15 protein-coding genes are annotated in these 14,548 nt (G+C 68.1%); 12 read left to right on the top strand and 3 right to left on the bottom strand.

Annotation, left to right across the window (positions count from 1 at the left end; genetic code table 11):
* Window positions 1-10: 10 nt before the first annotated feature.
* The 7 genes from IB257_RS13225 to IB257_RS13195 all read left to right on the top strand — a co-directional run bounded on the left by IB257_RS13225 (window position 11) and on the right by IB257_RS13195 (window position 6,136).
* Complete coding sequence (locus IB257_RS13225) at window positions 11-916, top strand: SDR family NAD(P)-dependent oxidoreductase (protein WP_192352696.1); 906 nt, start codon at window positions 11-13, stop codon at window positions 914-916.
* 7 nt (window positions 917-923) lie between these two features.
* Window positions 924-1,799: a MaoC/PaaZ C-terminal domain-containing protein gene (locus tag IB257_RS13220; protein ID WP_192352697.1), complete on the top strand. Its 876-nt coding sequence runs from the start codon at window positions 924-926 to the stop codon at window positions 1,797-1,799.
* Window positions 1,796-2,464, top strand: coding sequence for a 3-oxoacid CoA-transferase subunit A (locus tag IB257_RS13215; RefSeq protein WP_192492411.1), 669 nt, complete (start codon window positions 1,796-1,798; stop codon window positions 2,462-2,464). The genes IB257_RS13220 and IB257_RS13215 overlap by 4 nt, the downstream gene beginning before the upstream one ends.
* A complete protein-coding gene (locus tag IB257_RS13210) occupies window positions 2,461-3,129 on the top strand; it encodes a CoA-transferase (protein ID WP_192492410.1) in 669 nt (222 codons plus the stop codon). Before IB257_RS13215 ends, IB257_RS13210 begins: the two co-directional genes overlap by 4 nt.
* Window positions 3,130-3,141: 12 nt before the next feature.
* Window positions 3,142-4,317 (top strand): acyl-CoA dehydrogenase family protein, encoded by a 1,176-nt coding sequence (locus IB257_RS13205; protein WP_192352699.1) that lies wholly within the window; start codon window positions 3,142-3,144, stop codon window positions 4,315-4,317.
* Window positions 4,310-5,266 (top strand): acyl-CoA dehydrogenase family protein, encoded by a 957-nt coding sequence (locus IB257_RS13200; RefSeq protein WP_192492409.1) that lies wholly within the window; start codon window positions 4,310-4,312, stop codon window positions 5,264-5,266. Before IB257_RS13205 ends, IB257_RS13200 begins: the two co-directional genes overlap by 8 nt.
* A gap of 129 nt (window positions 5,267-5,395) precedes the next feature.
* Complete coding sequence (locus tag IB257_RS13195; protein WP_192492408.1) at window positions 5,396-6,136, top strand: hypothetical protein; 741 nt, start codon at window positions 5,396-5,398, stop codon at window positions 6,134-6,136.
* A gap of 24 nt (window positions 6,137-6,160) precedes the next feature.
* Here IB257_RS13195 and IB257_RS13190 read toward each other — a convergent pair whose 3' ends face one another.
* Together IB257_RS13190 and IB257_RS13185 are read right to left on the bottom strand one after the other, a co-directional pair.
* Window positions 6,161-6,769, bottom strand: a complete 609-nt coding sequence (locus tag IB257_RS13190) for a LysE family translocator (protein ID WP_119449475.1) — start codon at window positions 6,767-6,769, stop codon at window positions 6,161-6,163.
* Window positions 6,770-6,904: 135 nt separating this feature from the next.
* The gene (locus IB257_RS13185; RefSeq protein ID WP_225588899.1) at window positions 6,905-9,376 is read right to left on the bottom strand and encodes a carbohydrate-binding family V/XII; all 2,472 of its coding nucleotides are present in this window, start codon (window positions 9,374-9,376) and stop codon (window positions 6,905-6,907) included.
* Between the two features lie 511 nt (window positions 9,377-9,887).
* On the opposite strand from IB257_RS13185, the gene IB257_RS13180 reads away from it, so the two are divergent.
* The 4 genes from IB257_RS13180 to IB257_RS13165 all read left to right on the top strand — a co-directional run bounded on the left by IB257_RS13180 (window position 9,888) and on the right by IB257_RS13165 (window position 12,562).
* Window positions 9,888-11,066: a phage tail sheath subtilisin-like domain-containing protein gene (locus IB257_RS13180; RefSeq protein WP_192352703.1), complete on the top strand. Its 1,179-nt coding sequence runs from the start codon at window positions 9,888-9,890 to the stop codon at window positions 11,064-11,066.
* Entirely contained in the window at window positions 11,063-11,650 is a 588-nt protein-coding gene (locus IB257_RS13175; protein WP_192492406.1) for an ATP-binding protein, read from the top strand. Before IB257_RS13180 ends, IB257_RS13175 begins: the two co-directional genes overlap by 4 nt.
* A complete protein-coding gene (locus tag IB257_RS13170; RefSeq protein ID WP_147400236.1) occupies window positions 11,647-11,862 on the top strand; it encodes a hypothetical protein in 216 nt (71 codons plus the stop codon). Before IB257_RS13175 ends, IB257_RS13170 begins: the two co-directional genes overlap by 4 nt.
* A 241-nt stretch (window positions 11,863-12,103) precedes the next feature.
* Window positions 12,104-12,562, top strand: coding sequence for a hypothetical protein (locus tag IB257_RS13165; protein ID WP_225588898.1), 459 nt, complete (start codon window positions 12,104-12,106; stop codon window positions 12,560-12,562).
* Between the two features lie 30 nt (window positions 12,563-12,592).
* Here the strand turns inward: IB257_RS13165 and IB257_RS13160 are convergent, their stop codons facing one another.
* Window positions 12,593-13,450, bottom strand: coding sequence for an IclR family transcriptional regulator (locus tag IB257_RS13160; protein WP_054451768.1), 858 nt, complete (start codon window positions 13,448-13,450; stop codon window positions 12,593-12,595).
* Window positions 13,451-13,777: 327 nt separating this feature from the next.
* On the opposite strand from IB257_RS13160, the gene IB257_RS13155 reads away from it, so the two are divergent.
* Window positions 13,778-14,533, top strand: coding sequence for an ABC transporter substrate-binding protein (locus IB257_RS13155; RefSeq protein ID WP_125471231.1), 756 nt, complete (start codon window positions 13,778-13,780; stop codon window positions 14,531-14,533).
* Window positions 14,534-14,548: the final 15 nt, after the last annotated feature.

Genomic DNA, 14,548 nt, shown 5'->3' with positions numbered 1-14,548 from the left:
GAGATTCGACATGCTGGAAGGAAAAGTAGTGGTCGTCACCGGCGCGGCCAACGGCATCGGCCGCGCCGCGGCGGTGGCGCTGGCCGCGCAGGGCGCGCGGGTGGTGGTCAATGACCTGAATGTATCGCTGGACGGCACCAGCGCCTCGCAGAGCACGGCGGCGCAGGTCGTGGAAGAGATCCGCGCCGCCGGCGGCGAGGCCATCGCCAATGGCGAATCGGTGGCCGAGTACGCCAGCGCGCAGCGCATCATCGAGGCCGCCGCGGACACCTATGGCCGCGTGGACGCGGTGGTGAACAACGCCGGCATCGTGCGCGACAAGATGTTCCACAAGCTCACGCCCGAGGATTTCGACGCCGTGGTCAAGGTGCATCTTTACGGCTGCTTCAACCTCAGCCATGCCGCTGCGCGGCACTTCCGCGAGCAGGGCAGTGGCAGCCTGATCAACATGACCTCCAACTCGGCGGTCATCGGCAACCGCGGCCAGGCCAACTATTGCGCGGCCAAGCTCGGCATCGTCGGCCTGTCCAAGGCCATGGCGCTGGACATGGCCGCCTTCAACGTACGCTCGAACTGCATCGCCCCGCTGGCCTGGAGCCGCATGACCGAAACCATCCCGGCCAAGACCGAGGAACAGGCGCGCCACGTCGAGAAAATCCGCCGCATGGGACCCGAAACCATCGCGCCGCTGATCTGCTACCTGGCCTCCGATGCGTCCGCCGATGTCTCCGGACAAGTATTTGCCATCCGTCTGAACGAGATTTTCCTGATGAGCCAGTCGCGCCCGATACGCTCGGTGCATCGCTCGGACGGCTGGACCACCGAGAGCATTGCCGAACACGGCATGGCCGCGCTGCGCGCCTCCTTCATGCCGCTGGACACCTCCGCCCAGGTATTCGCCTGGGATCCGGTCTGAGGCTCCCATGGCGTTGGACTACCGCAGCCTGAAGGCCCATGCCTTCGCGCCGGAACGCCAGGCCTACGGCGAGGACGACTGCATCCTCTATGCCCTGGGCGTGGGCGCGGGCCTGGCCGTAGACGACCCTGTCGGCGACGAAACCCGGTTCATCTACGAACAGGGCCTGCGCGCCCTGCCCGCCATGGCCTGCGTGCTGGCCTATCCCGGCTTCTGGATGCGCGATCCGCGCCACGGCCTGGACTGGAGCCAGGTCGTGCATGGCGAACAGCGCATGCGCTTCCCGCGGCGCCTGCCGCCGCACGGCGAGGTTCTGTGCCAGATGGAAGTCGCGCGCATCGCCGACAAGAGTCCCGGCGCCTTCGTCGTGACGCGGCGCACGCTGTGCGACGCGGCCACCGGACAGGAATTCGCCGTCATCGAGCAACTGAACATCTGTCGCGGCGACGGCGGCTACTCGGGCGGCGACGCCGCGCTCAGCGACGCGCTGGCCGCTCCGATCCCCGCGCCTCCCGCGACGCCGCCGGACAGCATCATCGTCCTGCCCACCAGCCGCAACCAAGGCGCGCTGTACCGCCTGAACGCGGACCGCAATCCGCTGCACGTTGATCCGGCCAGCGCCCGGCGGGCGGGCTATGACCGCCCCATCCTGCACGGCGCGGCGCTGCTGGGCATGGTCAACCGCGCCCTGGAAGCCTGCCTGGGCCAGCTGCCCGGCCTGCGGCTGGGCGAACTGGACCTGCGCTTCATGGCGCCGGCCTATCCCGGCCTGGACGTGGCGGTATCGCTATGGCGTCAGCCTGATGGCATGGCCTTGGCCTGCCATCAGGCCGGCGGCCTGTGCGCCCAGGGCCGCGCAGCCTGGGCCAAGGAGGAACAATGAAAGACAAGACTTGTGCAAGCGTGGAAGAAGCGCTGCGCGGCATCGAATCCGGCGCCGTGATCTTCGTCGGTGGCTTCGGCGGCTCGGGCATTCCCGCGCGCCTGCTTGCCGGCCTGCTGGCCAAGCAAGGCGTGGATAACCTGACCCTGATCAACAACAATGCCGGCGCGGGCGAAGCCAGCTTCCTGGCCCTGGTGGCCTCGGGACGCGTCAGCCGCATCGTGTGCTCCTATCCGCGCATGCCGGGCAATGACGTAATCCGCGAGCGGGCGCAAGCGGGCAGCCTGGCCGTGGAGGTCATGCCCCAAGGCACCTTGGTTGAACGCATCCGTGCGGGTGGAGCGGGCATGGGGCCGTTCTACTCGCCCACGGGCTATGGCACGCCGCTGGCCGAGGGCCGCGAAACCCGCGTATTCGGCGGCCGCGGCTACGTGCTGGAAGAGCCCCTGCGCGCGGACTACGCCTTCATCCGCGCCCATCGGGCTGATCAGTCGGGCAATCTGGTCTATCGCCGCGCACAGCGCAACTTCGGTCCCGTCATGTGCATGGCGGCCCGCCACACCATTGTCGAGGTCGAAGAGATCCTGCCCTGCGGCGCGCTCGATCCCGACGCCATCGTCACGCCCAGCCTGTTCGTGCACCGCCTGTTGGGGAGTCCGCAATGAAACGACTGTCACGCGAGCAACTGGCCGCCTTGGTGGCCGCCGACCTGCCCGCCGGCGCCGTGGTCAACCTGGGCATAGGCATGCCCACCATGGTCACCGACCGCCTCGACCCCGCGCGCGGCGTGCAGCTGCACAGCGAGAATGGCATCCTCGGCATGCGCCTGCTGCAAGACCACGAGACCGCCGACGGCGATCTCATCAACGCCAGCAAGCAGTCGATCGCCCTCACCGAAGGCGCGGCCATCTTCGATCATGTCTATTCCTTTTCCATCATGCGCGGCGGCCACATCGACATCACGGTGCTGGGTGCGTTTGAGGTCTCCTGCCAGGGCGACCTAGCCAACTGGTCGCTGGGCGTGGACGATCCCATGCCGTCCGTGGGCGGGGCCATGGACCTGGCCGTGGGCGCGCGCAACGTCTGGGTCATGATGGAAGCCTTGACCCGCGAGGGCGCGCCGCGCCTTCGCGGCCGCTGCGCCCTGCCCCTGACCGGCGCGGGCGTGGTCGGACGCGTCTATGCAGACATCGGCATCTTCGACGTGCGCGGCGGGGCCTTTGTGCCGCTCGCCCTGGTGGACGGCCTGGCGCCCTCCGAATTGAACCGCTGGATCGATGCGCCCGTCCGCATCGAGGACACGCCGCGCGCCCTCCATCCCAACTTCTGATTGTTCCCAACCATGATACGCACCGAACATTTTCTCGAAGACGCCGAGGCATGGCTGCGCACCGCGCTGGTCCAGCTGCGCGAGCGGTATCCGGTCACCGCCTCGCACACCCAGGAATGCCGCCAGGCCTGGAACCGCATGCTGTGCGAGGCCGACCTCATCGCGCTCACCTGGCCGCGCGAGTACGGCGGGCGCGAACTCAGCACCGCCACGCTGATCGCCTTCCACGAACTGTGCGCGCGCCTGCATGCGCCGCAGCCCATCAACAGCATCGCGCACGCCATCCTCGCCCCCACCCTGTTGCGCTTTGGCACGCCCGCGCAAAAGACGCAATTCCTGCCCGGCATCCGCGACGGCAGCGAGATCTGGTGCCAGGGATACTCCGAACCCCAGACCGGTTCCGATCTCTCGTCCGTGCGCACCCGCGCCAAGCCGGATGCCTCCGGCTGGCGCGTCAGCGGCCGCAAGATCTGGACCACGCAGGCGCACCTGGCCAAGTGGTGCTTCGCGCTGGTGCGCACCGATCCCGATAGCCAGGCTCACCGCGGCCTGAGCTTCATGCTCATCGACATGCAGGCCCAGGGCGTGCGAGTAGAGCCCATACGCCAGATGACGGGCGAGGCCGACTACAACGAAGTGCTGTTCGACGCGACGCCGGTGCCGGAAGGACGCATCCTGGGCGAGTGCGGCGAAGGCTGGCGCATCGCCATGGCCGCCGCCGAGTATGAGCGCGGTATCTACTTTCTGCCGCGCGTCGTCCAGCTGGAAGACGAACTGCGGCAACTGACTGAGGCGCTGGCGCAGACCCCGCTGGACGCAGACGAACGTGCCGTGCAAACGCGCCGCGTGCGCGACTTGGCGGACCAGTGCCAGGTCATACGCTGGCGCGTGGACCGCGTGCTGCGGCAGGTCGCCGCAGGCGACACGCCCGGTATCGACGGCGCCATGCTCAAGCTGCTGTGGAGCGAAACCCGCCAGCGCATCTGGGAACAGCGCCTGGAGCTGCTGGACGAAGCCGCCATCCTGGGCCCGCAAGCCGCGGCGCCGCATGCAGCCACGGCTTGCGTGCTGCGCGAATTTTTGTGGTCGCGCGCCGAGACCATCGTCGCGGGCACCTCGGAAATCCAACGCAATATCGTGGGCGAACGCCTGCTCGGCCTGCCCAAGGACAGGGGACAACATGCATAGCGAAATCAGGACACTGCTGTCCTCCACCTTCGGCCGCCTGCTGGAACAACAGCATCCCGCCGCCTACGCCCGCCGCGCGCTACCTGCGGACGACGCCGCCCAGCGCGCCCTGTGGAAGGAGCTGGCCGAGGGCGGCTGGCTGGAAGCGGGATCGGAAGCCTTCCAGGCCGAATACGGCCCAGGCACACAGCTCATGGGTGAATGGGCGGGACGCGCGCTGCTCACCCTACCCTATGGCGCGTCGGCATTCCTCGCCAGCGCGCTATTGGAAAAGGCGCCTGCCCTGTCGGAAGTCGTGCTGGACCTGGCGGCACATCCTGCCAGCCTCCGCTGCGACCGTGCCGGCGACGAACAAGGCTGGATAGACGCCTACGGGGCCACGGCCCAGTACCTGCGCCTCACCCGTCAGGACGAGGGCTGGCTGCTGGCGCGTTACAACCCGGCAATGCTCGAATCCGTACAGGGCCTGGATCCCACCACGGCATTGGCCCGCCTGTGCGGCCCCGCGGTTGCGCAGGCCGCGCTGCCTTCGACGTTGGCTCTGCCCGCGCTGCAGAATCATCTGGCCTTCCTGCTGGCGCAGCTGGTCGGCACCGCCAGCGCCTCGCTGGACCTGGCTATCGCCTACGCCAAGGAACGCGAACAGTTCGGCCGGCCCATCGGGCAATTCCAGGCGATCAAGCACGCCCTGGTCGACGCCTGGACCGGGCTCGACAACAGCCGCTACGCCGTGGAGGCTTTGCTGGCCACGCGTGGCTCGGCCGATGCCGAGCTGGCCGCATTGGCCGCCCGCCTGGCCGCCGGCGCGGCGCGGCGCGCGGTAAAGCTCTCCATTCAAGTGCACGGCGGCATCGGTTTCTCCTGGGAGCACGACGCTCAGCTTTACCTGAAGCGCGCCTACCGCCTGGCGGTCGAGGTCGAGCGGCTGGCCGCGCTGATGCGGAACTAGGGTGTACGCCCGACGGGGCGCCGATGATGGGCTGTGGGCTACAGGGCCGTTAACATAGCGGCTTTCCACAGCCGCTTCCCTTGCGGGTTCCGGCGCGGCGCATCCCGCCCGCCAGTATCCTCCGGTCCGATGAATCACGTTCCGCACCCGCGCCACACGCCCGGCCGCCTGACATCCTTTTACTGGAGCGGCGACGCCATGCGCAGCCGCTGCGTCAGCGGCACGGTGCTGACCGCCACGTTGGACGTGCCCGCGCCGCCCGCGCGCGTGCAGTCGGATTGGGAGCGCGAGATGGCCACCCGCCTGTATCTGGAACCCGGGGACGTGGAGCAGATGCCGCTGGCGCGCACGCAGGCGCGCTGGCCCGAATACGGACTATGCCTGCAAGCCATGCGCGACTGGACGCACGACCGGGGGCTGTCCGACGTGCTGGCGAGCGCCGACATCGCCCTCATGGCCTGCCGCGGCGCCCGCTACCACCATGACGGCGGCCAATATGGCGGCGCCGCCTTCTGCAATCTGTTCCTGAGCGAAGACCGGGGCCTGGACGTGCACTTCCCGGCCGCCGGCCTGCGCATTCCGCTCGTGCGCGGCACCGCCATGATCTTCGATACCTGCCAGCCGCATGCCGTCATCCCGCGCGACGGCAAGGGTTTTCGCGAGGCCGACTTCGCGGCCGGCCTGGAACTGGCGCAATTGTTCCTGACGTGGGAACTGCCTATTGAAGACGCCCGCATCGCAAGCGCGCTCGGCATCGCCTTCGATGTCGATCCGGCTACCGCCGCGCGGCTGGATGAGGAACAAGTGCGGATGGATGGAGCCCGGGCGGCGATCGATCCGGAATCCGGGCGGTGGCTCGCTGAGGACTGAAGCGGCAACGCAGCACGCCGGCGATCAAGACCCCGGCAGCGCCGCCCCCATGGCGGCAAACAAACCGCCGCACACCTTGTTGAAACGCCGGCCGGCGCGCTCCAGCCAGGGGCGCACGCGATGCGCCAGTCGCGCCAACACGTACTCGACCAGGAACTCCACCACCACGAAGGTCCCGGCCATGATCGCGAACTGCGTGTACAGGCTGCGCGCAGGATCGATGAACTGCGGCAGGAAGGCGCCGTAGAACAGCAGGGCCTTGGGATTGGAAATGGCCGACAGCAGGCCCTGGCTGAACATGCGCATGCCACGTATGCGCGGCATGTCAGGGGCCGGCTGCAACTGCACGCCCGGGGCGCGCCAGAGCTGGATGCCGAGCCAGATCAGATAGGCCCCGCCCGCCCACTTCAATACCGTCAGCGCTGGGCCCCAGGCCTTGAGCAAGGCGCTGATGCCCAGCATCGACAAGGCGATGAGCGCGACAAAGCCCACTGCGCCGCCCGCGATGGTGCACAGGGCCTTGCGGTGCCCATGCAGTGCCCCATGGGTCAGCGCGAGCAGCGTGTTCGGTCCGGGGGTTACCGACAGGCCGATGACCGCGACCAGATAGATGAGCCAGCTATGCAGCGCCATGGCGGAGTGCGTGAAAGAAGGGAAAGCGGCCAGTCTAGACCGCGGCGCCAGAGCTGCGCAAATGCGGCCGGAATGGAAGCGGACCGGCAGGCGCCACTCCCCCCTTCCGCGCCGCCTGCTCTGGCGGCCTGCCGCTCAGCGGCGGAACCCTCCACCATGGAATCCGCCGAAGCCGCCGCCCCAGCCTCCCCGGCCGCCCATGCCGCGCCCCTGCCAGCCGCCGCCTTCCGCCCCCCCCATGCCGCGGTCGCGCCAGCCGCCGCCCTGCATTCCGCGGTCCTGCCAACCGCCGCCCTCCATGCCGCCCATGCGGTCGTCGGAATAGTCGCGCGCCTGGCGCTGGCCGTTCAGGTAATTGCCGCCGGACTGCGCGCTGGGCTGCACGGGCTGCCAGCCCGAACTGGTGTGCTGCTGCCAGCCGTTGTCGTTGTGCTCGTAGACGTTGCCGTTGTGGTCCGCGTACACGTTGCCGTTGTTCCACGCCATGCCGCTGTTCGTGTTGCGGTCGTACGTGGCGCCGCGCCGGTCCACGCTGCTGACGCCGTCGCCCGCCGTGCCGGTCGCCGTGGCCGACGAGATGGTGCTGCGGCCGGTGTTGGCATTGGTGCGCACGTCCTGGCGGCCGGCAGCCCATTGGCCGTCGTCGTTGGCGACCACGCCCGCCCGGCCAGCGCCCGAGGCGCCGGTCGCCGGGTTGGTATAGGCGTCGCGCCGCCCGGCAGCCGCATTGCCGGTGTACTCGTTATAGGCCGCGCCGCGCGTGCCTTCGAAGGCTGCGCCGGTCTGGGGGTTGTAGCCCTCGGCGTGGGTGCCCTGCCATTCGGTGCCGGTCCAGCCGTTCCAGCCGGCCGCGTGCGTGACCACGCCGGAGCCGCCCCAGGCGCCATAGACGTCGACCTGGTTCACGTTGACGCCGCCCCAATAAGGCGCGCCCCAGTATGGCCCCCAATAGGGCGCCGCGCCGCCCCAGGTCTCGCCGGCGACGAAGCCGAAGGCGAAACCGGTCGCGGTGGCGAAGGCCGCGTCGTAGCCATAGCTGGGCGGATAGCCCACCCAGGTGTCCTGCACGATGACCGGCGGATACGCGTAACCCGTGCCGTACACCACGGTGCCGTCGGGACTGGCCACCACGCCCATGTAGCCCGGCGTGTAGCCGAACACCACGCTCTGCGGGGTGGATCCGTACACCTGCACGTAGGTGACGTAGTGCAGCGGCGAGCTGACGGGTATGGCGTAGATGATCGCCGGCACATGGTCAGCCACGCGCCACGGCCCCATGGGCGAATCCGATACGAACCAGACAGCGCGCGACAACGCGTAGTAGCGGCCTTCGGCCTGGATCACCGGCACCTGCGAATTGGCGGCGTAATACAGCGCCGTACCCTCGATGGGCCGCAGCGTCGGGGAGCCGCCGGCATATTCCACCTGCAATTTCGCCGCGCTGCGCGACACCGTGGCGGTCTGCGGAATGGTGGAGGCAATCAGCGCCTCCTTGGCCTGCGGCGTGCCCGGCACCGAAGCCAGCACGCCCGACTGCGGATCCTTTGACGGAATCTTGGCGAAATCGCGCGGCAGCTGCTTGCCCGGCACGTAGGACCAGGGGCCGTCCAGGCTGGCGCCCCGGAACCAGCGGCCGGACACCAGCACGTAGTAGCGGTTGTCGCCCGGATTCATGAACAGGGCATGATCGGCATTGGCCACCGACAGCAGCGAAGTCCCTGGCACCGGCCGCATTTCAGGCTGGCCGACGGTCACCAGCAACTCGGCCGGCGCGGTGGACACCGCAATCGCGGGCGCGCGGTGCGGCGCCTTGCCGCCATGCGGCAGCATCGGGTCCGGCTCGGCCTTGCGGCGCGCCGCAACAGCGGCGGCCTGCAGGGCCTCGGGCGGCTGCGCCAGGTCCGTCCACGGCCCGGTGGCGGTGCGCGCTTCGTACCAATGGCCAGCGGCCTGCAGGAAATAGCGGCCCGCGTTGTCCGCCAGCATCAACGCGCGCGTGTTGACGACCCGGCGCCAGCCTGCGGCATCAGGCACCTCGGCCAATACAGGTCCGCCGTCGATCAGCACCAGCACGGTCGGCACCGTGCGGTAGATGATGCGCGGCGGCGCGTTGTCCACCGGGACGGTTTTCGTGGCCGGGTTGTTCTGGGACAGCGTATAGCTCAGTTGCAGTGCATCAAGCCGCGTGACCACGCCCTTGGCCGGCAGGCGCGCTTCAAGCTGGCTGCGCAGCTTGGCGGCGGCTTCCGGCGAGGTGGGCACCTGCACGCGCTCGATCCGGATGTCCGACAGATGCACCAAACCCGCCGGCTTGTTGACCTCGGCACGGGCGGAAAAGTCTGCCACGCCGTAGGTGGGATTGCCCTTGGCGGCGCCGACCGCCACCGCCATGCGGCCCGTAATGCGGTCGGCAGTCCAGGTATCGATCTGGGGTTGATAGAGCTCCACGCGCGTGCCGTCGGCGGCCTCGAAACTGCGCGGCCATTGCAGCGAACGCGCGGCCTCTTCCTGCGCATCGGATTGGGCGGGCGCCGTTTGCGCCGGGGTCTGTCCCTGGGCTTGCGCCTGCGCCGCGCCGGTTGGCGTCAGGCCCGCGCCGGCAGCCATGCCGGCCACGGCAAGGGCGAGAGCGAGGCGAGAAAGGCGCCCGGGCGGGTCCGCGGGCGCTGACGATGTTGTCGGGAAAACATGCACGCGCCACAGTCGGGTCAGGCTACACATCTCGCGCTCCTCGTTGAGGGCCGCGGCCGCCAGTCGGGCCCCCGGCCACTCTGATTTCCCGCAGCGCCGCCGCTACGGGCCAAGCCTCGACCGGCCTGCCTGCAAGGCGTCCTGCAAGGGCCGGCTTCTGAATAAGCAACAGAACGTTAACACCGCTGAAAAGCTATTGCCCGCTTTTATCAGACCTTCTATAAAACATCTCATCAGGGCTGCTGCTTATGCCCGATTGCCTTTCCGCTGCAATCCAACTAGAAGCGCGGCGCAACGCCCGCCAGACGCCCGCGCTACGGCGTGTCGCGCCCACGCCCGGCCCTCTGTCCGCGGCGCTTCGGCCGTCCCGCGAAGACTCTCCTGCTGCAGGTTCACGCCATCAAGTCGCCGTGGAAAGGAGCAGTTCATGGTCCCTGCCCTGACTCATCCCGGGGTGTATGTCCAGGAAATTCCCGCAGGCGTGCGCACCATTGCCGGCGCGCCGACCTCGGTTGCCGCGTTCCTGGGCACGGCCATGCGCGGACCGCTCAACCATCCCGTCCACATCCAGGATTTCGCCGACTACGAACGCGAGTTCGGCGGGCTGGCCGAGGGCTGCGAACTCGGCTACGCGGTGCTTCAATTCTTCCTGAACGGCGGCGCTCAAGCCTGGGTCGTGCGCGTGGCGCAGCCTGCGCAGAACGATCCGCTGGAGGCGCATGCCGCTTTCATCGGCCAGCGCGCGCAGCGCCGGGGCCTCTACGCGCTGGACGATGCCCATGCCTTCAACCTGCTATGCCTGCCCGGCATCACGCACAGCATCGTGCTGGCCGATGCCGTGTCCTACTGCAAAGAGCTGCACGCCTTCATGATCATCGATGCGCCGCCCGCGGCGGCCGATGCGGCCTCCATGGCGGCCGCAGTCATGGGTGCGGCGCTGCCCAGGTCCGATCATGCCGCGCTGTATTTCCCTTGGACCCGCGCGGCCGACCCGCTGAAGAATGGCCTGCCGCGCCTGACCGCGCCTTGCGGCACGATCGCGGGCCTGTATGCGCGCACCGACGCCGACCTCGGCGTCTGGAAAGCGCCAGCCGGCATCGACGCGGGCCTCGCTGGCGTCCTGTCCCTGGCCGCGGCGGTCAGCGACGACGAGAGCCGCAACCTGAATACCCTGGGCGTCAATTGCCTGCGCACCTTTGCCGGACGCGGCGCGGTCTGCTGGGGCGCGCGGACCCTGCAAGGCACGGACCACTTCGCCTCGGAATACAAGTACGTGCCGGTGCGCCGTCTGGCGCTGCACCTGGAACAATCGCTCTTGCGCGGAACGCAGTGGGCCGCGTTCGAGCCCAACGACGAGCCGCTTTGGGCGCAGATCAGGCTGAACGTCAGCGCCTTCATGAATGCACTGTTCCGCCAGGGCGCCTTCCAGGGCGGCACGCCCCGCGATGCCTATCTGGTCAAGTGCGATGGCGAGACCACCACGCAACAGGACAGGGATCGCGGCATGGTCAACATCCTGGTGGGATTCGCTCCGCTCAGGCCGGCCGAGTTCGTGGTCATCCGGGTCCAGCAACGCGCCGGGCAAACGGAAGGAAGTCCGCCATGAACGCGCCCACGGAACCGCGCATCCTCGCGTTTTGGGACACCGGCGTCCGACATGACCCGCGCGCTCGGGCGCAGGCCTTCGAGGCTGCCGAGGAACTGGCGCGCGATACGGGGCTGGCGCTGCATCGCATCGACCTGTCCAGGATCGTCAGCAAATACATCGCCGAAACCGAGGAAAACCTGAGCCGCCTGTTCGAGTCGGTCGAGCAGCGCGGCGCGGTCCTGTACTTCGACGAAGCCGACGCTCTCTTCGGCAAGCGCGCGAACGTCAAGGACAGCCATGACCGCTACGCCAATATCGAGGTCAGCTACCTGTTGCAACCCATGCAGTCCTACCGCGGCCTGGCGTCGCGGGCCGCCAGCCTGAAGTCCAACCTGGACAGCGCATTCCTGAGGCGGCTGCGCTTCGTGGTCCAGTTTCCGGCGCCCGCGCCGGATCAGCGCGCGCGCCGCTGGAGCCGCGCGCTCTTTACCGCCGACACCGGCGCCGAAGTCACCATGGCGCGCCTGCTGCAAGCCGTCCGCGCCGATGCAAGCCAACACGCCCGGCCCCTGCCTGGCCTCAAGACGAGAGAACATCCATGAAACCCGTGATCAACGAATACGTACGCGAACTCAGCCACCCCGGTTACAACGCGGCCCAACGCAATGCCTTCGTCGCCGCCATGGTGAGCAAACGGCTGATGCGGCGCACGGAGCAACAGCCCGCAGCGGACGAGGCCGCCCCCGCGCTGGCCAGCTCATTGAACGACAGCGCCGGCGCCGCTGACGCGCGCGCCGGCAACGACCCGACTTGAGCGCCGCGCCGCCGCAGAATGGCGCTGCGTGCGATGCGGGCGCGGCGCGCGCAGGAAAACCTGGCCGGCCGCCACGGTATCATCAGGCCTGTTGCGCCGGCTTGCCGCTTTCCCGCGGCAAGCCGGCCATGCCACTCCCGCCCACATTCTGCATGACGCGATGACCCCCTATATCTCGGCCGGCATACTGCTTCTAGGCGCTCTCGCCGCCATCGCTTACCGCCGCAGGCGGCAACACACAATGGGCACTGCCGGCCGGCGCCTGGGCAGCGATCTGGTCGCGGGCGGCGCACTCTACGGCGTGGCCGCGCCGCCCATCGGCGGCGCAGGCGTCATCATCGCGCTGACGGCCGTGACCCGGGATCCCGAGAACCTGCTCATGCTGGTCTACGCCCTGCCCTGGTTTTACATTTTCGGCTTCGTGCCCGCCCTGCTGTGCGGCATCGTGGCCGGCGCGTTGCGGCCGGCGCATCCGTCCTGGCGCGCCTATGCCGCGATGGCGCTGGTCGGCGCCGTCTATGGCTTCGTTTTCCTGACGGGTTTTATCTCCCAGGGCAGGCCCTGGCTGGAAGAGCTGGGCTTCCCCCTGACCGTCGGCGCGGCGCCCGGCGCGCTCAGCGCGTTCCTGTGCGCGCGCCTGCTGTATGGCAAGCCTGGTCGCCGCGGCGAGCCGGGCGCAAAGACGCCGCAAACGGCTTGAAGCCGCAACTGCCTGGAGCGGCCGCCAGCCTCACGGCTTGCGTCCGCTGACGCGCCCTGGCGGCTCGGCGTGCAGGTCGCGCGCAGCGCCGCCGCCGAACGCCGTCAAGGCGCGAGGCGTGGGTGGCGACGTGGAGATTTGCCTGGCCGTTTCCAGCATCATCGGAACGAAGCGCGACACCGCGCGCTTGACCGTCCACTTGGCCGCCGACACGGACAGCTGCAGGCCCGCCACCACACGCTGGTTCAGGTCGTAGACCGGCACCGCCAGCGCCAGATCCCCGCGGTAGTACTCCTCTTTGCAGCAGGCGTAACCCTGCTCGCGCGACAGGCGGATCTGCGCCATCAGTTCATCCAGGCCGGTCAGCGTGTTGGCCGTGTACTTCACGCGCTCGCTGGCCTCCAGGGCCTCGCAAGCTTGCTCGTCGCTCATGCCGGCGAGGTACACGCGCCCGGTGGAGGAGCAGTACATCGGGATGCGCCGGCCCACGGGCATGTGCACCAGTAACCGCAAGGGGCTGGGAAAGCGGCCGATGTAGATCATGTCCTGCCCGGCCGGCTCCGCCAGGTTCACGGTTTCGCCGGCATTGCGATTGAGTTCCAGCAGGAAGGGATTGGCGCGGTCCAGCAGCGGATGCGATTCCAGGTAGCGGCAACCTGCGTCCAGCGTGCGGGACGACAGCGAATAGCGCTTGCTGACAGGGTCCTTGTTGAGCAGCCCCAGCGCTTCCAGCGTGAACGCGAAGCGCTGCGCCGCGCTGCGGGTGATGCCCGCTGCGGCGGCAATGTCCGGCAGGCTCATGGAGGTGTGTTCGGCATCGAAGGCATCGAGCACGGCGATGCCCGTGGCCAGCGATTGGACGTACAGCGTGGAGGTTTCCGGATTCATGGCTGGGCTGGGCGGCGCAGGCCGCCCAGTCTATTAGTGTTCGATACGCAGAGATTGCATTCCAATTCAAATGAATGCAAGAAAAAGCCGCGGTTCTTTTGATGCATTCTACCTTTTTCGCATCAGGTAATCTCGGGAAAACCCTTAAATAAAAAGCGCTTAGCTAAAACCGGAGTTGATTGACAGGCTTTCCTTGGCCGGATTATAAAATCTACATGCGATAGAAGCTTATCGCTATTCGATACGATAATGCGCACCTGACAAGGACGAAATCGGACGTCCGGTACACCGTGCAGGCGCGCGATTCCAGCTTCCAAGGGGATTCCGATGCTGCACAAAGTGTTGAAAACGTTGTTGGCGACGGCGCTGTGCGCCGCCGCCCTGTCGGGCGCGCACGCCCAGACCGTCAAGGTAGGCGCCACGCCGACCGCGGTGCCGTTCAACTTCCTGGATCCGAAGACCAATACCCTGCAGGGCGTGATGATCGACATCGCCCACGCAGTGGGCAAGCAGGCCGGCTTCACTGCGGAAGTCATGCCCATCCCGTTCGCCTCGCTGGTGCCGGCCCTGCAGACCAACAAGATCGACATCATCGCCTCGGCCTTCGCCAAGACGCCGCAGCGCGCCGAAGTGGTCGATTTCACGCAGTTGGTGGTGGAGTACGGCGAGGCCCTGATCGTGCCGGAGAAGGACAAGACCGATTACAAGAGCATTGCCGACCTGAAGGGCAAGACCGTCGGCGTGCAGATCGGCACGCTCTACGTCGAGCCGTTGAAGGCCGCGCCCGGCCTCAAGGAAATCAAGATGTACGAAACCATGTCCGACCTGGTGCGCGACGTGGCGCTCGGACGCCTGGACGCGGCCTTCGGCGACGGACCGGTGATTTCCTACCAGGTCCGCACCCAGGGCGTGCGCAACGTGCGCTACGTCGAAAGCTATCAGCCTGCCATGCCCACCAACATCGCGCTTGCCGTGCGCAAGGGAGACGCCGAACGCGTCAAGCAGCTCAACGCGGCCATCGATGTGCTGCGCCAGGACGGCACCCTTGCCGCCATCATGAAGAAGTGGGGCGTCGCGCCCTGATCCCGAGCGCCGCGG

Source organism: Achromobacter sp. ACM03, from assembly GCF_014851665.1.
Lineage (GTDB): Bacteria > Pseudomonadota > Gammaproteobacteria > Burkholderiales > Burkholderiaceae_B > Achromobacter > Achromobacter aegrifaciens.
This window is presented reverse-complemented; position numbering and strand designations above follow the sequence as displayed.